Genomic DNA, 22082 nt, shown 5'->3' with positions numbered 1-22082 from the left:
GGAGGGTATGACATGAGCAACGAACATATCGTGTGGCATGATTCATCTATTACAAAAAAAGAATATCAACAAAAAAACAATCATAAAAGCGGCATTATTTGGCTCACAGGTCTAAGTGGATCAGGTAAATCAACAATCGCAAATGCAGCGGCTAGAGAGCTGTTTGAACAAGGTTATCAAGTCACTGTTCTTGATGGTGATAATGTGCGACATGGACTGAATAAAGATTTAGGGTTTTCAGATGATGACAGAAAAGAGAACATCCGACGTATCGGAGAAGTGGCGAAATTATTTGTTGAGCAAGGAACGATTGTCATCACGGCTTTTATTTCACCATTTCAAGAAGACCGCCGCATTGTCAGACAGTTAGTTGAAGCAGGAGAATTTCACGAAGTGTTTGTGAAATGTGATCTGAACGTATGCGAAGAGCGTGACCCAAAGGGTTTATATAAAAAAGCTAGAAATGGCGAAATTCCATTTTTCACCGGAATTGATTCACCATATGAAGAGCCAGCAGCACCTGAGCTCGTTCTAGATACAGGTGAATTATCGCGTGAAGAGTCCAAACAGCGTCTTGTTGATTATGTAAAGGGAAGAGCGAAATAATCGCCTGATGGCAGGGGGAGAAAAGCACGATGGGGAAAGTATACATTGTGGGGGCTGGACCTGGGGATCCAGACTTAATTACATTAAAAGCCCATAAGGCAATACAGCAGGCAGATGTCATTTTATATGATCGCCTTGTCAATCAAGAAATACTCGCCCACGCCAAACCCGAGGCGGAATTAATCTATTGCGGCAAGCTCCCGAATCATCATACGATGAGACAGGAAGTCATCAATGAAGCCCTTGTGACCTATGCAAAGGAAGGGAATGTTGTCGTCCGTCTGAAAGGCGGCGACCCCTTCGTATTTGGCCGCGGCGGTGAAGAAATCGAATGCTTAGCTGAGCACGGAATTCCATATGAAGTTGTCCCGGGGATTACCTCTGGTATTGCAGCAGCTGCTTATGCAGGCATTCCTGTGACGCACCGTGAATTCAGCTCGAATGTTGCGTTTGTCACGGGTCACTATCAAAAAGATGAGCATTTTGAAGAAAAGTGGGAGGCACTGGCTACGGGGATTGATACCCTTGTGATTTACATGGGCGTCAAAAACGTAGAAAGAGTGCAGCAGCTTCTTTTAAAAAATGGACGTGATCCTGAAACGCCAGCAGCGTTTATACACTGGGGAACCACGACGAGGCAAAAGACGACTTGCTGCACTGTGGCGACACTGTCAGAAACCGTTGAAAAAGAAGGCATCGAGCATCCAAGCTTAATAGTTGTTGGAGATGTCGTTCATTTTCACCAAAAGCTGAACTGGTTTGAACCTGCCCTTATTGAGAAATGAGATCGATAAAGACAAGACACGTACATTGATCGTGTCTTTTCGTCTGAACAAAACAAGTGAGAGGGAGGAGCCGCATGAAACAAGCTGTACTTTATGTTGGGCATGGAAGCAGGGTAAAAGAAGCACAAGATAAAGCCATTTCTTTTATGAAAAGCTGTATGCCGTTAGTAGAAGCCGAAATACAAGAAATTTGTTTTTTAGAACTGACAGCCCCTTCTATAGAGGAAGGTTTTGAAGCCTGTGTGAAAAAAGGAGCTACACACATTGCGATTGTCCCGCTCCTCCTTTTAACTGCTATGCATGCTAAATCGGATATTCCAGTTGAGATTGAGAAAGTTCAAAAACGATACCCGCAAGTGAAGGTCACATACGGGAAACCAATTGGGGTCAATCAGGAAGTGACAAAAGCAGTTGCTGCAAGAATTGAAGAAGCAGGATATCAAAGCGGGAAAGCACGGATTCTTTTAATTGGCCGCGGAAGCTCTGATCCAGATGTGAAGCGAGATGTGTTTGGCATTGCGGACGATGTCCGGCTGCTGCTGCCTCTTGCTGAGGTCTTGCCATGTTTTATTACAGCATGTGAGCCAAATTACCGAGATGTTCTTGCGCAATTAACAGCAGATGATGATACGCCTGTCTATCTCGTTCCTTACTTGTTGTTTACGGGTATTTTAATGAAAGAGATTGAAAGCGAAGCGGCTCAGGCGAGAGAGAGGCTAAAAGATGTCCGGGTATGCCGGTATATTGGCTTTCATCCGCATGTAAAAGCAGCTTATATTGAACGCGTGCAAGAAACCATTTTAAACAAAGACGATGCGTTTCATTTCCAAGGAGAAAGCCATGCTTCCAGTCCATCTTGATTTAACCAATCAACAAGTGCTCATCGCCGGCGGTGGAAAAATAGCCGCAAGAAGGGCAGAGGCGCTATGCATAGAGCCTTGCCACATCACCATCGTGAGTCCTGACATTTCTAAAGAGATGGCACGTCTCATTGATACATACAACCTGAATTGGAAAGAAAAGAAAGTTGAAGCTGAAGATGTAGAGGATGCTTTTTTCATTGTCGCTGCTACAAACGATCCGGCGGTAAATGAATGGATTGCACAAACAGCACGGCCTTACCAGCTTGTCAATTGTGTGAGCCAATCAGAGCTTGGCAATGTGATCGTACCAAAGGTGGTCAAAGCAGGGAAAGTGACGATTTCAGTCTCTACAAGCGGTGCAAGCCCAGCCCGGACAAAACAGCTGGCTGCGGAAATTGAGACATTGCTTGAACAAGAGGATGTAGATGCACTTGATGCTCTCTATATCGAAAGAAAAAAACAACAAAGAAAAAGCCGATAAAATCTCTTGAAAGGATTTTATCGGCTTTTATTATTTTCGCAGCTTTAGCACCACATCTTCGTCAGGTGTGACAAATAATGTTTGCTGTTGATCATACGTCACAAATCCGGGCTTGGCTCCCTTTGGTTTTTTCACATGCCGGATTTTCGTGTAATCGACAGGAACGGAGCTCGACTCTTTTGCCTTCGAGAAGTAGGCAGCGATTTGAGCCGCTTCAAGTAGCGTCTGTTCATCAGGCGTTTGATGCCGGATGACGACATGTGATCCAGGAATATCCTTCGTGTGTAGCCAAATGTCGTCACGGGCAGCCGCCTTTGTGGTTAAATACTCGTTTTGTTTGTTGTTTTTTCCGACTAATATCGGAATCCCTTGAGACGATTCATACGCTTCAAGCTGAATGGCCGCCGTTTTTTTCTTTTTGGCGTTGCGCTTTTGTTTGGCGCGTAAATATTTCCCTTCAACAAGCTCTTCTCTCATTTCCTCTAAATCCTTCGGTGAGGCAGAGGAGAGCTGCTGAATCAACTCATCAAAATAAGCAATCTCTTCATGCGTCCGCTCAATTTGCTCATTGACTGCTTCTACTGCATTTTTTGCCTTTTGATATTTTATGAAATATGCTTGCGCATTTTCAGAAGGGGTTTTGTTTGTTTTGAGCGGTATTGTGATCTCTCCGCCATCTTCATCGTAATAATTGATGACAGTCGCTTCTTTATCCCCTTTTTTGATGGCATATAAATTGGCTGTTAGCAATTCGCCATAGAGCTGGTATTTATGGGCATTTTGAGATTCTTCAAGGGTTCGGTTAAGTTTTTTGAGTTTGTTTTCATTTTTCTTTTTTTCATTTACGACAAACCGTTCAAGGTCAGACGCTTGTTGTTTCACTCTGTCTCTTTCAGCTTTGCCGAAATAAAAGCGGTCAAGCAGCTGGCTGAGAGAGTCGAATGTCTTTATTTCACCATCGACATGCTGCAGTTCTAATAAATAGAAATATTCTTTCCCGTCTTTTCTTGTGAGCTGCGGGGTAAAGGAATGCATGCGAATCAGCTGGAACATGTCGAGTAGCGTATTTGGAATAGTTTCCTTATTGGCAAGACCGGCCCTGTGTACAGCTTCCTTTGCAAACAGCGGAGAAACCCCAGAGAATGTTTCGACAATTTGCTTTGCGATCATTCCTTCTTGAAAGCGTAAATGCTTTAAAATATCGTCCTTCGTTACTGCAAACGGATTTAATTTTTGCTGCGCAGGCGGCAGAAGGTATTCGTGACCAGGAAGCACTGTTCGATAGCTGTTCACAGATGGAGAAAGATGCTTCAAGCCATCGATGATCTGCTGCGTGTCATCTTCGACAAGAATCAAATTACTATGCCTTCCCATGATTTCAATGTAGAGCTTTCGAGTCTGTTCGTCGCCAATTTCATTGCGACTTCGTACATGAAGTACGATCACACGGTCAAATCCAATTTGTTCAAAACGCTCTATGAATCCGCCCTCAAGATGTTTTCTAAGGAGCATACAAAACATTGGAGGTTCGCTTGGATTGTCATATTGCTGCTCTGTGAGCTGCACTCTAGCGTAGCTCGGATGAGCGGATAAAAGGAGCTTATGATTTTTTCCGTTTGCCCGGATATGAAAAATCAACTCGTGCTTATATGGCTGATGAATTTTTGAAATTCTTCCACCAGTTAATGTCTCTTGCAATTCATTTGTCATACCATATGTAAAAATGCCGTCAAATGACATGTTGGATACACCCTCTTCTTTCACACAAATCTACTGAAAGAACCTTCCATTTCTCGTTCTTTAGGCAGTCTTATTATTATAGCATGATTTAGGACGAGTCTGAATAAACTGGCTTATAGAACACTGCATATGAGAGAGAACAAAAGAGGAGTGGACGAGGTCAAATGAATTGGCATGAACTGAACCAAACCGATTTATTAAAAACAATGAATACATCGATAGGTGACGGACTGTCAGAAAAAGATGTACAAAAACGGCTTGAAAAACACGGGCCAAATGAATTGCAAGAAGGGAAAAAGGCGTCGGCTCTGATCATTTTTTTAGTGCAATTTAAAGACTTTATGGTGTTAATCTTGCTTGCAGCAACGATCATTTCTGCTTTTCTAGGCGAATACATTGATGCAGTCGCCATTGTAGCGATTGTTCTGATTAATGGAGTGCTCGGCTTTTATCAAGAACGCCGGGCGGAAAAATCCCTTCAAGCGCTAAAGGAATTATCAACCCCGCATGTGTATGCAAGGAGAAATAATGAATGGATCAAGATCCCGTCCAAACATCTCGTGCCAGGGGATATTGTGAAATTTTCAAGCGGAGACCGGATTGGGGCAGATATTAGATTACTAGAAACAAAGAGCCTGGAAATCGAGGAGTCTGCTCTCACTGGCGAATCCATCCCAGCAGTCAAACACGCAAGTCCGCTTTCTAGTAATCATGTCTCGCTTGGAGATTTGACGAACATGGCCTTTATGGGGACGCTTGTCACTAGAGGAAGCGGCGTGGGCGTTGTCATTGGGACAGGAATGAATACAGCGATGGGACAAATTGCCGGCATGCTGGATGCAGCAGGGAATATGGAAACACCGCTGCAAAGACGTCTCGAACAGCTGGGGAAAATCCTCATTGTGGCTGCTTTATTTTTAACTGTGCTCGTTGTGGTTCTTGGCGTTGTGCAAGGACATGATTTGTATCATATGTTCCTGGCGGGAGTATCTCTTGCGGTTGCTGCCATTCCTGAAGGCCTGCCGGCGATTGTCACCGTTGCTCTTTCCTTAGGAGTACAGCGGATGATCAAACAAAAATCGATTGTCAGAAAGCTCCCGGCGGTGGAGACTCTTGGCTGTGCGTCGATCATTTGCTCAGACAAAACAGGAACCATGACGCAAAATAAAATGACTGTGACCCATGTATGGGAAGAGGGAAAAACGTGGAATATTTCTGGTACGGGCTATGAGCCATCTGGTGATTTTACCTTGAACGGAGAACTTGTCCATGTAGACAAACATCCAAGCCTGCAAAAGGTGTTATTATACGGAGCGCTTTGTAATACATCGACCATCGTTGAAAAAGATGGCGAAATGAGGCTTGATGGTGATCCGACAGAGGGGGCACTTCTCACCGCAGCACGTAAAGCGGGTTTTACAGAGCAATTCATTGAAGCGGGATTTCACGTAGTAGAAGAGTTTCCTTTTGATTCAGAAAGAAAGATGATGTCAGTCGTCGTCGAAACGAATCAAAAAGAGCGGTACGTCATTGCAAAAGGTGCGCCGGATGTCTTGATGAACCGTTCAAGCCATATCATGCACGGCGGACGCACAGCTTCATTTTCAACCACTCACAGGCAAGAAACAGAGGCTGCGATTCAAGGATTAGCAAGACAAGCGCTGAGAACGATTGCCATTGCGTATAAAAAAGTTGGTCTGACCGAAACAATCACCACTGTCCAGCAGGCTGAAACTGATTTAACATTTATCGGACTAGAGGGCATGATCGACCCGCCTCGTCCTGAAGTGAGACGAGCGATTAAAGAGTGTAGGGATGCGGGCATAAAAACAGTCATGATTACAGGGGATCACGTGGAAACAGCCAAAGCGATCGCAAAAGACTTGAGCCTTTTACCAAAGCAAGGAAAGGTGCTCGACGGAAAAGCGCTGGATCAGCTGAGTGACAAAGAGCTTGAGCAAACGGCTGAAAATGTATACGTCTTTGCACGGGTATCACCGGAGCATAAGCTGAGAATTGTGAAGGCTTATCAAAAAAATGGACATATTGTAGCGATGACAGGTGACGGGGTCAATGATGCGCCTGCAATTAAGCAAGCAGATATCGGTATCTCCATGGGCATCACTGGAACAGACGTAGCCAAGGAAGCGTCCTCTCTTATTTTACTTGATGACAACTTTGCGACCATTAAATCGGCCATTAAAGAAGGCCGAAATATTTATGAAAACATTCGTAAATTTGTTCGCTATTTGCTCGCATCAAATGTGGGAGAAATTTTGGTTATGCTGTTTGCGATGCTTCTAGCGCTTCCGCTACCTCTCGTTCCTATTCAAATTTTATGGGTCAATCTTGTCACAGATGGTCTTCCGGCGATGGCGCTTGGTATGGATAAGCCAGAAGACGATGTCATGAAAAGGAAGCCGAGGAATATGAAAGAGGGGATTTTTGCTAGAGGGCTCGGCTGGAAGGTTGTATCTAGAGGGTTCCTCATTGGACTTGCGACCCTTTTAGCATTTATGTTTGTGTATCACCGTGATCCAAACAACCTGCCATACGCACAGACTGTTGCATTTAGTACGCTTGTGTTGGCGCAGCTCATTCATGTATTTGACTGCCGCAGTGAACAATCTATCTTTGAACGCAATCCATTCGGGAATCTCTACTTAATCGGTGCGGTTTTGTCATCACTTTTACTGATGTTTGTGGTCATTTATTATCCGCCGCTTCAGCCGATTTTCAAAACGGTGGCGATTGCACCAATTGATTGGCTGCTGATCATCGGTATGTCTGCACTGCCAACTTTTTTACTGGCAGGATCACTTTTGACAAGAAAAAAATAATTCGTTATGGTATAATTTTGAGGTAATAGTGTCTGCTATTACCTTTTTCATTTATTAATATGAAAGAATTGGGTGTTTTGACATGATACGCAGTATGACGGGATTCGGCCAAGCGAGTAAAACGGATGGAGAACTGACAGTGTCAGTTGAGTTAAAATCGGTCAATCACCGTTTTAAAGAGGTTCATGCCCGTTTGCCGAGGCCGCTTTTATATTTCGAAGACACATTAAAAAAAATCATTCTTCGTCACGTGCAGCGTGGTAGAATTGAGTTGTTTGTTACGATTGAAGGCGGTAAACTAGCAAGCCGGTCCTTGCAGATCGACTGGCCGCTGCTTGATGAATACATGAAAGCCGCAAAAGATCTCGAGAAACGCTATCACATTTCAGGCATTCAGCATGCACATGACTTACTGGGGCTAGAGCATGCCGTTCAAGTAGAAGAATCGTCCAGCCGAAATGAGCAATTAGAGCAATTGCTGATGGAAGCTTGTGAAACGGCTGTCAAGGAGCTTTGCTTCATGAGAGAGCAGGAGGGAACATCACTTCAAAAAGACTGTGAGTTGAGGCTTTCTGAATTAGAGGCCTATACAGAAGAAATCAAAGTCTTTGCACCAGAGGTTGTGAGTCAGTATAAAGACAGGCTCAATCAGCGATTGCAAGAATGGATCGGAGAGGCGCTTGACGAAAGCAGATTGACAACAGAGGCTGCGATCTTTGCTGACCGCTGTGACATTACAGAAGAGATTACGAGATTGAAAAGTCACTTTCAGCAATTCCAGCAAATCTTGATGCAAGGCGGTGCTGCTGGCAGAAAACTTGATTTTCTTGTACAGGAGCTCAACCGTGAAGTGAACACCATTGGCTCAAAAGCGAACCATCATCACTTAACAAAGCTGGTGGTTGAAATGAAAAGTGCTATTGAAAAAATAAAAGAACAAGTGCAAAATATAGAATAGTCATTGTGTATGCTGTTTACAGTACGTCTCTTTCGGCGAGACTAGAGACGTTTATAATACAGGGGGACGTTAGAAGATGACCATAAAGTTGATCAATATCGGATTTGGAAACATCATTTCAGCGAATCGGATGATTTCGATCGTCAGTCCGGAATCAGCACCGATTAAACGAATGATACAAGACGCAAGAGATCGAGGCATGCTCATAGATGCTACATACGGAAGAAGAACCCGTGCTGTTGTCATTATGGACAGTGACCATGTCATCTTATCTGCCGTTCAGCCTGAGACTGTCGCGCAAAGACTTTCTGTAAAAGAAGAAATCATAGATGAAGGGCAGGGGTAATACGCCATTATGAAAGAAAGAGGACTTTTAATCGTTCTCTCTGGACCTTCGGGAGTTGGAAAAGGAACGGTCAGACAAGCCATTTTCTCCCAGAAAGATACGAAATTTGAATACTCAATTTCTGTGACAACACGTAAACCGCGTGAAGGTGAAAGAAATGGTGTCGATTATTTCTTTAAATCCAGGGAAGAATTTGAACATATGATTGAAAACAAAAAGCTGTTAGAATGGGCAGAGTATGTCGGGAATTACTACGGCACGCCTGTTGACTATGTAGAACAGACATTAAGCGAAGGAAAAGATGTTTTCCTTGAAATCGAAGTGCAAGGTGCACTTCAAGTAAGAGAAGCATTCCCAGAAGGTCTTTTTATTTTCCTTGCACCGCCTAGTCTTTCAGAACTTCAGAACCGCATCATTACACGTGGTACAGAGTCTGAGGAGCTCATTCGAAATCGAATGGCTGCTGCAAAAGAAGAGATTGAAATGATGGATGCTTACGACTATGTCGTGGAAAACGATGATGTCGAGCTTGCTTGTGAAAGAATCAAAGCGATCGTCCTTGCAGAACACCTGCGCAGAGACAGAGTCGCACCAAGATATAAAAAAATGCTGGGGGTAGAATAAACTATGTTAGATCCTTCAATTGACTCATTGATGAACAAACTTGATTCAAAATACACACTTGTGACAGTGTCTGCACGCCGTGCACGTGAAATGCAGATCCATCAAGATCAGCAAATTGAAAATACAAAGTCTTACAAATTTGTAGGCAAAGCACTTGAAGAAATTGATGCCGGTCTTTTGACATTTGAAAAAGAGGATCAAGAATAACACATCGCTTCTGCTATGCAGATACGATACGTTCAAAAAAGTCAAAACTGTGATTGGTTTTGACTTTTTTGAATTGTAGACGAATTTGTGAAAAAGGCCGTTAAGGGGGACAAACGAATGTTACAGTCAAAAAATATTTTGCTCGGCGTCAGCGGAGGAATCGCCGTATATAAAGCAGCTGCACTTACTAGTAAACTCGTACAGGCGGGCGCAAATGTAAGAGTGATTATGACAGAATCTGCCCGTGAGTTTGTGTCTCCGCTTACCTTCCAAGCACTGTCTCGACATGAGGTGTATGTGGATACATTTAAAGAAAACAATCCAAAAGTCATTGCGCATATTGACGTAGCTGACTGGGCCGATCTCATTCTTGTTGCCCCTGCAACAGCACATACGATTGGTAAAATGGCGGCAGGGCTTGCAGATGGTATGCTCACGACGACCTTACTTGCTTCAACTGCTCCTGTATGGATCGCACCAGCTATGAATGTGCATATGTATGATCACCCGGCTGTAAAGCGGAACATTCGCACATTATATGAGGACGGCTACCGGTTTATTGAACCGAGTGAAGGTTATCTAGCCTGTGGCTATATTGGAAAAGGGCGATTAGAGGAGCCAGAAAAAATAGTTGAGCACATCCGTGCATTTTTTGAAGAGCCAAAAAATTTACCGCTTTCAGGTAAAAAAGTCGTGGTGACAGCAGGTCCTACACGAGAAGTCATCGATCCTGTGCGTTTCTTTACAAATCGATCGTCAGGAAAAATGGGCTATGCAATTGCAGAGGCTGCGCAGCAGATGGGGGCTGATGTCACGCTTATTTCAGGACCTGTTTCTTTAACGGCACCTGATCATGTTCATGTGGTACACGTTGAATCGGCAGAGGACATGTATCAAGCCGCATTAGCTGTGTACGAGGAAGCGGACCTTGTCATTAAATCAGCAGCAGTCGCCGACTATACCCCTGTGACCTCATATCCTCATAAAATGAAAAAACAGGACGGCGGCTTAGAAATTGAATTCACCCGGACAAAAGATATTTTAAAAGAGCTGGGGATAAGAAAAGAGCATCAAGTGCTTGTCGGTTTTGCAGCTGAAACGCAGGATGTAGAATATTATGCGAAAAAGAAAATCGAATCCAAGCATTTAGATATGATTGTAGCCAACAATGTCACAAAAGAAGGTGCAGGTTTTGGCACAGACACAAATGTAGCAGCAATCATCAAAGCAGATGGTACAACAACAGAACTGCCGATGATGAGCAAAAAAGACCTCGCTTTTGAAATCTTAAAGGAGGCAAAACAGCTGTTGCCAAAAGAGCGTGATCACGCATGATTGCTGAAGTCATCGTAGATGTCACAACGAAAGCCATTGACCGGCCATTCGATTACCGTGTACCAGATCGATTCAAAGATCTCGTCAAAGCGGGAATGAGGGTGGTCGTTCCCTTTGGCCCGAGGAAGATTCAAGGGTTTGTGACAAAAGTCAAAGAAGAAACAGACGTAAAAACAGGAAGCATAAAGGACATTGTCGATTTATTTGATTTATCACCTGTTCTGACAGATGAGCTATTGGAGCTTTCCCACTGGCTGACGGAAAAAACATTGTCCTATCATATTACGGCACTTCAATCGATGCTGCCTGCAGCCATGAAGGCGAAGTATGAAAAAGAAATTCAAGTGCTGTCAGATGAAGAACTTCCGCAGTCATTGAAAGAGCTTTTCGGTCAGCGAGACAGCATTCTTTACGCTGACATCCCAGCCGAACAACTAAAACAGATTCAAAAGCATGTCCAAAAAGGTCATTTAGAGGTAAGGTATCACGTCTCGCAAAAATCTGGAAAGAAAAAAGTGCGCACGCTCCAACTAGCTGCATCAAAAGATAAGCTTGAAGAAAAACAGCAGCAGCTGAAGAAAAATGCGGTGAAACAAAAGGCTCTGCTCTCCTTTTTGGTTCAAGCGAGTGAGACGACCTTTTTAGCGAAAGACTTGCAGCAGCAAACAGGCGCGAGTTCTCAAACGCTTAAAACCTTTATTCAAGAGGGGCTGCTAACAGAAAGCTATGAAGAGGTCTACCGGGATCCTTATCGTGACCGGGCATTTACACCTTCTGCTTCACTTGACCTTATGCCAGAACAAGCAGAAGCGGCAAAACATATACATCAAGCAGTCAGCGATGACCGGCATGAAACCTTTCTGCTGCACGGGGTGACAGGGAGCGGTAAAACGGAGATTTACTTGCAGACGATTGATCATGCCCTTCAAAAAGGAAAAGAAGCGATCGTCCTCGTTCCAGAAATCTCGTTAACCCCTCAAATGGTTCAGCGGTTTAAAGAACGATTCGGTTCAAATGTGGCTGTACTTCATAGCGGATTATCGACAGGGGAAAAATATGATGAATGGCGGAAAATCCACCGCAAGGAAGTCAAACTTGTCGTGGGCGCGAGATCGGCTGTTTTCGCACCATTTGAAAATTTAGGCATGATTATCATAGATGAAGAGCATGAATCTTCTTATAAACAAGAGGAAATGCCTCGTTATCATGCCAAGGACGTCGCCATTGAACGAGCCAGAAGGCATCGATGCCCAGTTGTTTTAGGTAGTGCAACTCCTTCACTTGAAACCTACGCGCGTGCCAAAAAAGGCGTGTTTACATTGCTGACGCTCAAAAACCGAGTCAACCAGCAGCAGCTGCCGCACGTTTCTTTAATTGATATGAGAGAAGAATTGAGAAATGGCAACAGGTCCATGTTTTCAGAAGAATTAATGCTCAGATTAAAGGAAGTGCTTGAAAGAAAAGAACAAGCCGTCTTATTTCTGAATAAAAGGGGCTATTCATCCTTTGTGATGTGCCGTGATTGCGGATATGTGGAGCAATGTCCTCATTGCGAAATTTCTCTCACCTATCACCGCTATCAAAAACGGCTGAAATGCCATTATTGCGGTCACGAGGCACCGGTGCCAGCTGAATGTCCAGAATGCCATAGTGAGCATATTCGCTATTTTGGTACGGGTACGCAGCGTGTAGAAGAAGAGCTGACAAAAGTACTGCCAGAGGCAAGAGTCATCCGAATGGATGTGGATACAACGTCTCGTAAAGGTGCTCACGAAAAACTCCTCACATCTTTTGGCAATAAAGAAGCAGATATTTTGCTTGGGACGCAGATGATTGCAAAAGGGCTAGATTTCCCAGATGTCACACTTGTTGGTGTTCTAAGTGCGGATACGTCTCTTCATATCCCTGATTTCCGTTCAAGTGAAAAAACATTTCAGCTTCTCACGCAGGTCAGCGGCAGGGCAGGACGACATGAAAAAGAGGGCTCTGTGATCATTCAATCGTATACGCCTTCTCACTATAGTATTGAATTAACGAAGCAGCATGACTACGAAGCCTTTTATGAACAGGAGATGCTGCATCGCCGCCACCAGTCCTATCCGCCGTATTACTTTTTGGCGATGGTGACAGTATCACATGAGGAAGTGACGAAGGCAGCGCATGTCACGGATCAAATTGTTCAGTTCCTAAAAATGAACTGTGCACCGAATACAAGAATTCTTGGTCCGGCAGCATCACCAATCGCTAAGATCAAAGATAGATATCGATATCAATGCGTGATAAAATACAAAAGGGAAAATGAACTGGCAAGTTTACTACGGAAAATACAAGATCATTATCAAAAGGAAATGGAACAAAAACAATTGATGATTTCAATAGATATGAATCCATATATGATGATGTAAAACGGAGGGCTTTAAGTGGCAGTAAAACCAATAGTCATGCATCCGGCAGAAGTACTTCAACAAAAGGCAGAGCCTGTCGATACGTTCGATAAAAAGCTCAAAAAACTGCTTGATGATATGTATGATACAATGCTTGAGCTAGATGGAGTCGGACTAGCAGCACCACAAATTGGCATTTCACAAAGAATTGCTGTTGTCGATATCGGAGAAGAACCTGGCAGAATTGATTTAGTGAATCCTGAGGTTCTTGAAATAAAAGGAAGTCAAACAGATATTGAAGGCTGCCTGAGCTTTCCATCTTTATACGGCACAGTAGAAAGACCGAGCTATGTGAAGGTAAAAGCCTTTGATAAGAAAGGCAAACCATTTACAATAGAAGCAGAAGGATTTTTAGCAAGAGCCTTATTGCACGAAATTGATCATTTAGACGGGATATTATTTACGTCGAAAATCATTCAAACCTATACAGAAAAAGAACTTGCGGAAATGGAAGGGTGAAGAAAATGGCACGTATTGTATTTATGGGAACCCCTGATTTCTCAGTACCTGTGCTGCAAACACTCATAACAGAAGGATACGAAGTTGTCGGGGTCGTCACGCAGCCAGATCGCCCGAAAGGCAGAAAACGAGTACTCACGCCGCCTCCTGTGAAAGTGGAAGCCTTAAAGCACGGCATTACGGTCTTGCAGCCTGAAAAGGTGCGCCTTGATGAAGAAATTGATAAAGTGCTTGCATTAAAGCCGGATTTAATTGTCACGGCGGCATTTGGACAAATTTTGCCAAAACGATTACTAGATGAACCTCAGTTTGGCTGTATCAATGTGCATGCCTCACTGCTGCCAGAACTAAGAGGGGGCGCGCCGATCCATTATGCGATCCTTCAAGGCAAAAAGAAAACAGGCGTCACAATCATGTACATGGTGGAACGACTTGATGCAGGGGACATGATCAGTAAAGTAGAAGTAGAAATTGACGAATTAGACAATGTCGGAACATTACATGACAAATTAAGTGTTGCAGGCGCTGCACTATTGAAAGATACTTTGCCAAATGTTCTGAGCGGATCTATTTCGCCAATTCCGCAAAATGAAGAAGCGGCAACGTACGCACCTAATATTAAGCGGGAGCAAGAAAGAATAGATTGGGCAAAAACTGGTGAAGAGCTTTACAACCAAGTTCGCGGCTTAAATCCGTGGCCAGTTGCCTATACTGAATGGAACGGGGCTCATCTAAAAGTATGGGAAGCGAAAAAAGTTCCACTCGAAGCGCAAGAAGAACCTGGGAAAGTGATTGAGCTTCAAAAAGAAGGTCCAGTCATTGGAACTGGGAATAAACAAGGCCTTTTATTAACAGGTGTACAGCCAGCTGGTAAGAAAAAGATGAGCGGCGAAGACTTCCTAAGAGGCGCAAATATCGAAATGGGACAGAAATTAGGGTTAATGAATGAAGAAAAGTAATGTGAGAGAAGTAGCGCTGGACGCTTTAATCAAACTCGAACAAAACCGAGCTTACAGTAATTTACTTTTGCAGTCAGTCATGAAAGACAAAGACTTGGCAGATCAGGACAAACCGCTCTTAACAGAGCTTGTGTACGGTACACTGCAAAACAAGCTGGCATTAGATTATATGCTGGCACCATTTGTGAAAAAACCGCAAAAGGTGGCTCCGTGGGTCATGCAACTTTTGCGGATGTCCCTTTATCAAATGGTGTACCTTGAAAAGATTCCACATCGTGCAGCCATCCATGAAGCAGTTGAGCTAACGAAAAAGAGAGGACACAAGGGTATATCTTCACTTGTGAACGGCGTTCTTCGATCCGTGCAAAGAGAAGGCGTTCCGGCTTTTGATGACATCAAAGATCCAGTCAAGCGGCTTTCGATTGAGACAAGCCACCCATTATGGCTCGTGCAGGAATGGGTTCAGTCGTACGGATTTGAAGCGGCAGAAAGCATGTGCCGCATTCATTTAGTACCACCAAAGCAAACCCTTCGTGTCAATCGAATGAAAACCGACCGCGCAGCACTGCAGCAAGAACTGCTGGATGCCGGAATTGAAACGGAGCTTGGCGACTTATCAGAAGATGCACTTAAGCTGATGAAAGGGTCCATCGTTTCAACCCCTTCTTTTCAAGAAGGCTATGTGACTATTCAAGATGAAAGCTCAATGCTTGTCGCAAGAGCACTAGACCCTCAGCCGGGAGAAGCTGTGCTTGACGCCTGTGCGGCTCCAGGCGGAAAATCAACACATATCGCAGAGCGTATGAATGACGAAGGACAAATTGTTTCACTTGATTTGCACGAACATAAAGTGAAACTCATCAAACAAGCAGCAAAACGTCTGAACCTTACTCAAATTGAGGCAAAAGCGCTTGATGCAAGGAAAGCAAAGGGCGATTACAGCGAAGCTTCATTTGACCGGATTCTGATTGATGCGCCGTGTTCTGGTTTTGGCGTCATTAGACGAAAACCAGATATGAAATATACAAAGTCTAAAGAAGACTCAGCAAGGCTTGCTGCAATTCAGCAGGCAATCTTAAAAGAAACAGCTCCGCTTTTAAAGCCTGGCGGAACCCTTGTATATAGTACATGTACAATGGACCCAACAGAAAATCAACAAGTGATTCATGCGTTTTTACAAGAACACCAAGACTTCGAACCCGATCTATCTCTTAATGAACGGCTGCCTGAGCAGGTTGCTCCGTTTGTTCAAAACGGAAGTGTGCAAATTCTTCCTCATTATTTCGGAACAGATGGTTTCTTTATTTGCAGCATGAGAAAGAAGGGATAAAAAATGACAGAACAAAAAGTAAGAAAAGAACTGAAAACAGATATGCCGTCGATCTATTCATTTGAGCTTCACGAAATGAAAGAATGGTTAAAAGAACAAGACGAAAAGCCTTTCCGCGCAGCGCAAATTTTTGAGTGGCTTTATGAGAAACGTGTGACATCCTTTGATGAAATGTCTAACCTCTCCAAAGATTTAAGAGAAAAATTAAAAGATCAATTTACAATCACAACATTAAAAACCGTGATCAAACAAACGTCTCAAGACGGAACGATCAAGTTTTTATTTGAACTGCATGATGGTTATACAATTGAAACAGTGCTTATGCGTCATGAATATGGAAACTCTGTCTGCGTGACAACACAGGTTGGCTGTAGAATCGGCTGTACATTCTGTGCATCTACACTTGGCGGTTTAAAACGAAACCTTGAAGCCGGAGAAATCGTTGCACAAGTATTGAAAGTACAGCAGGCACTTGACGAAACAGACGAGAGAGTCAGCTCTGTTGTCATCATGGGAATTGGCGAACCGTTTGATAACTTTGAAGAAATGCTTGCTTTCCTTAAAATCATCAACCATGATCATGGCTTAAATATTGGTGCACGCCATATTACGGTTTCGACAAGCGGAATCATTCCAAAGATCTATCAATTCGCTGATGAGCAAATGCAAATCAACTTTGCTGTGTCATTGCACGCACCGAACACAGAGATCAGAAGCCGCCTAATGCCGATCAATAAGGCATATAAGCTGCCAAAATTAATGGAAGCCATCGAATACTACATTCAAAAGACGGGTAGACGTGTCAGCTTTGAATACGGCCTGTTTGGCGGAGTAAATGATCAAGTTCACCATGCAGAAGAACTTGCCGACCTATTAAAAGGAATTAAGTGCCACGTGAACCTCATTCCGGTGAACTATGTACCAGAGAGAGATTATGTGAGAACACCTAGAGAACAAATCTTCCTATTTGAAAAAACGTTGAAAGAACGAGGCGAAAACGTAACGATTAGACGAGAGCAAGGCCATGACATTGATGCTGCTTGCGGTCAGCTAAGAGCGAAGGAGCGTCAGGAAGAGACGAGGTGACGAATGTTGATAAGGGCAGCCTTTCTTACCGATACAGGAAAAGTCCGTCAGCATAATGAAGATGATGCAGGTATTTTTGAAGCAAAAGAAGATTCACTTCTCGCTGTTGTAGCAGACGGCATGGGAGGTCATCTTGCTGGTGATGTCGCCAGCAAGATGGCAGTCTCTTCTTTAAAAGAATACTGGGAAGAAACATCTTCAATTCCAGAAAAGCCAGCCGATCAAGAAAGCTGGTTAATCTCAAAAATCAGTGACATTAATGACCAAGTTTATGAACATGCGCAAAACAATGAGGAGTGCCAAGGAATGGGGACGACCATTGTATGCGCGCTCGTTCATTTGCAAACGGTCACAATTGCGCATATTGGAGACAGCCGCTGCTACCTGCTAAGAGAAGGAGCGCTGACCCAATTAACAGATGATCATTCACTCGTGAATGAGCTTGTGAAAACGGGTGAAATTTCAAAAGCGGATGCAGAATATCATCCAAGAAAAAATGTGCTCACGAAAGCATTAGGAACAGATAAACGTGTTCAAATTGATGCACGCACTTTTGAAGTGGACCCAGGAGATCAAATCCTGCTTTGCTCAGATGGTCTATCGAATAAAGTAGAAGAAGAGAATTTGACTCATATATTAACGCAAACGACCGCACCAGAGGAAAAAGTAACAGAGTTAATACAAACAGCGAATGACAACGGCGGTGAAGATAACATTACAGCAGTATTGTTAGAAATCTCCTCCCAGCCAGAGGAGGGTGACAGCAAGTGTTGATCGGAAAAAGGATCAGCGGCCGTTATCAGATTCTTCGCGTCATAGGCGGAGGCGGAATGGCAAACGTCTATTTGGCGGAGGATATGATTTTAGATCGCGAAGTAGCGATTAAAATTTTGCGGTTTGACTTTGCGAGCGATGATGATTTTATTAGACGTTTCCGGAGGGAAGCGCAGTCAGCTGCAAGCTTAGATCATTCGAATATTGTCAGCATCTACGATGTCGGGGAAGAAGATGACATTTATTATATTGTCATGGAATATGTCGAGGGAATGACGCTGAAGGAATACATACATGCTAATGGCCCGCTTCATCCGAAAGAAGCCGTTCGCATCATGGAGCAAGTCGTTGCGGCGATGGAAGAAGCCCATGCGAAACAGCTCGTTCACCGTGACATTAAGCCTCACAATATATTAATAGACAATATGGGGAACATCAAAGTCACTGATTTTGGGATTGCCATGGCACTCAGCTCAGCGACCATTACCCATACAAATTCTGTCCTAGGCTCCGTGCACTACTTGTCTCCAGAACAAGCACGCGGGGGACTTGCAACGAAAAAGTCAGACATCTATTCGCTTGGGATTGTGCTCTATGAACTCATCTCAGGACGCATGCCATTTGAAGGGGAATCGGCTGTCAGTGTTGCACTGAAGCATTTGCAATCAGAGCCACCATCTGTGAGAAGATGGAATCCTTCTGTTCCACAAAGCGTGGAAAACATCATTTTAAAGGCGATGGCCAAAGATCCATTTTATCGATATGAAGATGCATCTGAAATGCAAAAAGACTTAAAAACCGCTTTCGATCCAGCCAGACTAAAAGAAAAACGCTTTGTTATTGAAGAAGACCATGAAGCAACGAAAGCGATCCCAATCATTCAAGATCATCAAATTGATCAAGACAATGAAAAAACAGCCGTCCACCTGGCTCAAAAACCGAAGAAAAAAGAGAAGCAAAAGCCGAAAAAGAAACGAAAAAAATGGCCATGGATTGTGGCATCCATCTTATTTATATTGACTGCTGCGACAATTTTAGCCATCACTGTGTTTCCAGGGCTGCTTTTTCCAAAAGATGTGGAAGTCACAGACGTATCTGGCATGACAGTTGAAAAAGCAGAAGATACCTTGAAGAAAGCTGGGTTCACCGTCGCTTCGGAGTCAATAGAGATCGCTGATGAGAAAATTGAAAAAGGTCTCGTCGTCAAAACAGACCCGAAAATCGGCACAAAGGTCAAAGAAGGAACAGAGATTCAGCTTTACGAAAGTACTGGCAAGGAAAAGACCGAATTACCTGATGTTACAGGCGAAAAGGTCGATAAAGCAAAAGAAATATTAGAGAAAAAAGGGTTTAAACAGGTCGTTGTGGAGGAAGTGAATGATAATGACACCGAGTCTGGGATTGTCATGGAACAGAGTCCTTCAGCGAATACTGAGCTTGTAGCAGCAGATGAAGAGGTCACGTTGACTGTCAGCATAGGTCCTGCCGATATTACATTACGTGATTTAACGACGTATAGTAAGCAAGCGGCATCGAATTATTTAGAGGATAACGGTTTAAAGCTCGATGAAAAAGAAGCGCATTCTGACGATGTGCCAAAAGGCGAGGTCATGAAGCAGGAACCGGGAGCAGGGACGGCTGTTAAACCAGGTGACACGGTCAAGATTACATTCTCTCTTGGACCGAAGGAAAAACCAGCCAAAACGGTGACTGAAAAGATTGCGATCCCTTATGAACCAGAAGCGGAAGGGCAGGAGATGAATGTCCAAATTTCCATTGATGATGCGGAGCATAGCATCTCTGATTCATACGAAAGCTTTAAAATCACTGCGCCGACTGAACGGACCATTAAATTTAAGATTGAACCAGGTCAAAAAGGATATTATCAAGTGACGGTGGATGATAAAGTCGTCAGCTCGAAAACGATCGAATACCCTGATGATGAATAAAGGAGGGACTTTATGCCTGAGGGCAAAATTATAAAAGCATTAAGCGGATTCTACTATGTGCTGGATGAGTCGCAAGAGAGTGGAAAAGTAGTTCAGTGCAGAGCGAGAGGCATCTTTCGAAAAAACAAAATTACACCTCTTGTTGGCGATTACGTCGTGTATCAAGCAGACAACGATAAAGAAGGCTACTTATTAGAAGTAAAAGAACGGACAAACGAACTTGTTCGTCCACCAATTAGTAACGTTGATCAAGCGGTACTTGTTTTCTCAGCAGCAGAACCAACCTTTAGCACATCACTCTTAGACAGATTTTTAGTGCTTGTTGAAGCGAATCATATTGAGCCGATTATCTGCATCACAAAAATGGACTTATTGAAAACAGACGAAGAGCGTGAAACCATCGAGGCGTATGCAGACGACTATCGGCAAATGGGCTATGATGTTCATTTAACCTCTACGATTGAAGGAGATGGCATTGAGAAGCTGACCCCGCATTTCCACAATAAAATCACGGTATTTGCCGGTCAGTCTGGTGTAGGCAAATCCTCCCTTTTAAATGCGATGAGTCCTGAATTGGCGCTGAAAACAGATGATATCTCATCCCATCTCGGACGAGGAAAGCATACGACAAGACATGTCGAACTCATTCGAACAGCAGACGGGCTCATTGCAGATACTCCGGGCTTTAGCTCGCTCGAATTTACTGGCATCGAAGCAGAAGATCTAGGTCTATACTTTTTAGAGATTAGAGACCGAAGTGCAGATTGTAAATTTCGAGGCTGCCTGCACGTGAAAGAGCCAGGATGTGCGATAAAAGATGCGGTCGAGCATGATCAAATCAAAGAGTATCGCTATCAGCATTATTTAGAGTTTTTAACTGAAATCAAAGACAGAAAGCCGAGGTACTAAATCATGGTTTATATTGCCCCTTCCATTTTATCAGCAGATTTTGCCAATTTGGAGAAAGATATCCGTGATGTAGAACAAGGCGGTGCAGATTACATTCATATCGATGTCATGGACGGTCATTTTGTTCCGAATATGACATTTGGGCCAAATGTCGTCGAAGCGATTAGACCGCATACGCGTCTTCCGCTTGATGTTCACTTAATGATTGAGCAGCCAGATCGGTATATTCCTGCATTCGCAAAAGCAGGCGCTGATATTATCTCTGTTCATGTGGAAGCTTGTCCGCACTTACACCGAACAATACAACATATGAAAGAACAAGGTGTAAAAGCAGGGGTCGTCTTGAATCCGCACACACCTGTTTCTCACATTGAGCATGTATTAGAAGATGTGGACCTTGTGTTATTCATGACAGTCAACCCTGGTTTCGGGGGACAGGCATTTATTCCATCTGTCCTCACGAAGGTAAAAGAAGTAAAAGCACTGAGTGAACAAAAGGGCTTAACCGATTTACTGATAGAAATAGACGGCGGTGTCAATGTAGAGACTGCAAAGAGCTGCAAAGAAGCAGGCGCTAATTTACTAGTAGCGGGCTCTGCGGTATACGGTAAAGAAAACCGCGCAGCAGCGATCCAGGCAATTCGAGAAGCGTAAAGGAAGGAACCAAAGTCATTGTGATCTTTGGTTCTTTTTACATGGAGAGGAGCGTATATCATGCACATACATATCGTAGCTGGCGGTCCTTTTGAATACATCCCGCCACTTGAACGTGAAGCATCACAGGAGGATATTCTCTGGATTGGCGTAGACCGTGGAACCCTCTTCTTACTAGAGCAAGGCATCATCCCAGCCAAAGCTTTTGGTGATTTTGACAGTGTGACAGAAGAAGAGCTTCAGGAGCTGAAAGAGAAATTGCCTGCCCTGAATGTATTTCAAGCTGAAAAGGATGAAACCGATTTAGAGCTTGCACTGAACTGGGCACTGAGTCAGCACCCAGCACATATTTACATCTATGGTATTACAGGAGGAAGGGCGGATCATTTTCTAGGAAATATCCATCTTCTTTACAAAGGGATTCAGCACAAGCAGAATATCACCCTTGTAGACAAACAAAATATCATTCAAATGTTTGAACCTGGTACATACGAAATAAAAGAAGATCAGGATAAACAATATGTGTCGTTTCTACCCTTTGGAACACCGGTTGAAAAGCTGACATTAAAAGGTTTCAAATATCCTCTGAAAAATTGTCATATTGAGCCTGGTTCCACACTATGTATTAGTAACGAACTCATCCACTCAAATGGTACTTTTTCTTTTCATGAAGGCATATTAATAATGGTAAGAAGCAAAGATTGACCAACCTATCAATGTGGATGGCTGATTA

General features: G+C 43.5%; 21 protein-coding genes. 20 read left to right on the top strand and 1 reads right to left on the bottom strand.

All coding sequences use genetic code 11. The features are described from left to right. Positions 1 to 12: 12 nt before the first annotated feature. The 4 genes from cysC (at position 13) to MHI11_RS11895 (ending at position 2735) form a co-directional block, all read left to right on the top strand. Positions 13 to 606 carry an adenylyl-sulfate kinase gene (gene cysC / locus MHI11_RS11910; protein ID WP_044141963.1) on the top strand — a complete coding sequence of 198 codons (594 nt, stop codon included), beginning with the start codon at positions 13 to 15 and terminating at the stop codon, positions 604 to 606. Between the two features lie 29 nt (positions 607 to 635). After that, positions 636 to 1391 (top strand): uroporphyrinogen-III C-methyltransferase, encoded by a 756-nt coding sequence (gene cobA, locus MHI11_RS11905; RefSeq protein WP_268485072.1) that lies wholly within the window; start codon positions 636 to 638, stop codon positions 1389 to 1391. A 74-nt stretch (positions 1392 to 1465) separates the two neighbouring features. Continuing rightward, positions 1466 to 2251: a sirohydrochlorin chelatase gene (locus MHI11_RS11900; RefSeq protein WP_340961147.1), complete on the top strand. Its 786-nt coding sequence runs from the start codon at positions 1466 to 1468 to the stop codon at positions 2249 to 2251. Then, positions 2232 to 2735: a precorrin-2 dehydrogenase/sirohydrochlorin ferrochelatase family protein gene (locus tag MHI11_RS11895; RefSeq protein WP_106067390.1), complete on the top strand. Its 504-nt coding sequence runs from the start codon at positions 2232 to 2234 to the stop codon at positions 2733 to 2735. The genes MHI11_RS11900 and MHI11_RS11895 overlap by 20 nt, the downstream gene beginning before the upstream one ends. A gap of 30 nt (positions 2736 to 2765) precedes the next feature. On the opposite strand, the gene MHI11_RS11890 is transcribed toward MHI11_RS11895, so the two are convergent. Continuing rightward, entirely contained in the window at positions 2766 to 4475 is a 1710-nt protein-coding gene (locus MHI11_RS11890) for an Rqc2 family fibronectin-binding protein (RefSeq protein WP_065097251.1), read from the bottom strand. Between the two features lie 164 nt (positions 4476 to 4639). Between MHI11_RS11890 and MHI11_RS11885 the strand changes: the two genes are divergently transcribed. From MHI11_RS11885 to MHI11_RS11810, 16 genes are all read left to right on the top strand, one after another. Further along, positions 4640 to 7315: a calcium-translocating P-type ATPase, SERCA-type gene (locus MHI11_RS11885; protein ID WP_340961146.1), complete on the top strand. Its 2676-nt coding sequence runs from the start codon at positions 4640 to 4642 to the stop codon at positions 7313 to 7315. Positions 7316 to 7397: 82 nt separating this feature from the next. Next, positions 7398 to 8273, top strand: coding sequence for a YicC/YloC family endoribonuclease (locus tag MHI11_RS11880; protein ID WP_044141956.1), 876 nt, complete (start codon positions 7398 to 7400; stop codon positions 8271 to 8273). 76 nt (positions 8274 to 8349) lie between these two features. Beyond that, positions 8350 to 8619 carry an extracellular matrix/biofilm regulator RemA gene (gene remA / locus MHI11_RS11875; RefSeq protein ID WP_008344898.1) on the top strand — a complete coding sequence of 90 codons (270 nt, stop codon included), beginning with the start codon at positions 8350 to 8352 and terminating at the stop codon, positions 8617 to 8619. A 9-nt stretch (positions 8620 to 8628) separates the two neighbouring features. Further along, complete coding sequence (gmk, locus tag MHI11_RS11870) at positions 8629 to 9243, top strand: guanylate kinase (protein WP_044141952.1); 615 nt, start codon at positions 8629 to 8631, stop codon at positions 9241 to 9243. A 3-nt stretch (positions 9244 to 9246) separates the two neighbouring features. Beyond that, the gene (gene rpoZ / locus MHI11_RS11865; RefSeq protein ID WP_003211647.1) at positions 9247 to 9450 is read left to right on the top strand and encodes a DNA-directed RNA polymerase subunit omega; all 204 of its coding nucleotides are present in this window, start codon (positions 9247 to 9249) and stop codon (positions 9448 to 9450) included. A gap of 117 nt (positions 9451 to 9567) precedes the next feature. Beyond that, on the top strand, positions 9568 to 10785 hold the full coding sequence (gene coaBC, locus MHI11_RS11860; RefSeq protein ID WP_340961143.1) for a bifunctional phosphopantothenoylcysteine decarboxylase/phosphopantothenate--cysteine ligase CoaBC: 1218 nt from the start codon (positions 9568 to 9570) through the stop codon (positions 10783 to 10785). Further along, positions 10782 to 13190 (top strand): primosomal protein N', encoded by a 2409-nt coding sequence (gene priA, locus MHI11_RS11855; protein WP_340961142.1) that lies wholly within the window; start codon positions 10782 to 10784, stop codon positions 13188 to 13190. The genes coaBC and priA overlap by 4 nt, the downstream gene beginning before the upstream one ends. Before the next feature lie 15 nt (positions 13191 to 13205). Then, entirely contained in the window at positions 13206 to 13688 is a 483-nt protein-coding gene (gene def, locus MHI11_RS11850; RefSeq protein WP_340961141.1) for a peptide deformylase, read from the top strand. A 5-nt stretch (positions 13689 to 13693) separates the two neighbouring features. Further along, positions 13694 to 14647, top strand: coding sequence for a methionyl-tRNA formyltransferase (gene fmt, locus MHI11_RS11845; RefSeq protein WP_340961139.1), 954 nt, complete (start codon positions 13694 to 13696; stop codon positions 14645 to 14647). Then, complete coding sequence (rsmB, locus tag MHI11_RS11840) at positions 14634 to 15977, top strand: 16S rRNA (cytosine(967)-C(5))-methyltransferase RsmB (protein WP_340961138.1); 1344 nt, start codon at positions 14634 to 14636, stop codon at positions 15975 to 15977. Before fmt ends, rsmB begins: the two co-directional genes overlap by 14 nt. 3 nt (positions 15978 to 15980) lie before the next feature. Then, positions 15981 to 17063 (top strand): 23S rRNA (adenine(2503)-C(2))-methyltransferase RlmN, encoded by a 1083-nt coding sequence (gene rlmN, locus MHI11_RS11835; RefSeq protein WP_340961137.1) that lies wholly within the window; start codon positions 15981 to 15983, stop codon positions 17061 to 17063. 3 nt (positions 17064 to 17066) lie between these two features. Next, a complete protein-coding gene (locus MHI11_RS11830; RefSeq protein ID WP_044141946.1) occupies positions 17067 to 17837 on the top strand; it encodes a Stp1/IreP family PP2C-type Ser/Thr phosphatase in 771 nt (256 codons plus the stop codon). Continuing rightward, entirely contained in the window at positions 17831 to 19786 is a 1956-nt protein-coding gene (pknB, locus tag MHI11_RS11825) for a Stk1 family PASTA domain-containing Ser/Thr kinase (protein ID WP_340961136.1), read from the top strand. The genes MHI11_RS11830 and pknB overlap by 7 nt, the downstream gene beginning before the upstream one ends. A 12-nt stretch (positions 19787 to 19798) precedes the next feature. Continuing rightward, entirely contained in the window at positions 19799 to 20695 is an 897-nt protein-coding gene (rsgA, locus tag MHI11_RS11820; protein ID WP_340961135.1) for a ribosome small subunit-dependent GTPase A, read from the top strand. Positions 20696 to 20698: 3 nt separating this feature from the next. Continuing rightward, positions 20699 to 21349 carry a ribulose-phosphate 3-epimerase gene (rpe, locus tag MHI11_RS11815; RefSeq protein ID WP_050945061.1) on the top strand — a complete coding sequence of 217 codons (651 nt, stop codon included), beginning with the start codon at positions 20699 to 20701 and terminating at the stop codon, positions 21347 to 21349. A gap of 60 nt (positions 21350 to 21409) precedes the next feature. Continuing rightward, positions 21410 to 22054: a thiamine diphosphokinase gene (locus MHI11_RS11810; protein WP_044141942.1), complete on the top strand. Its 645-nt coding sequence runs from the start codon at positions 21410 to 21412 to the stop codon at positions 22052 to 22054. The last annotated feature ends 28 nt before the right edge of the window (positions 22055 to 22082 follow it).

Origin of the sequence: Bacillus sp. FSL K6-3312, from assembly GCF_038007485.1 — a bacterium.
GTDB classification, from domain to species: domain Bacteria; phylum Bacillota; class Bacilli; order Bacillales; family Bacillaceae; genus Bacillus; species Bacillus pumilus.
This window is presented reverse-complemented; position numbering and strand designations above follow the sequence as displayed.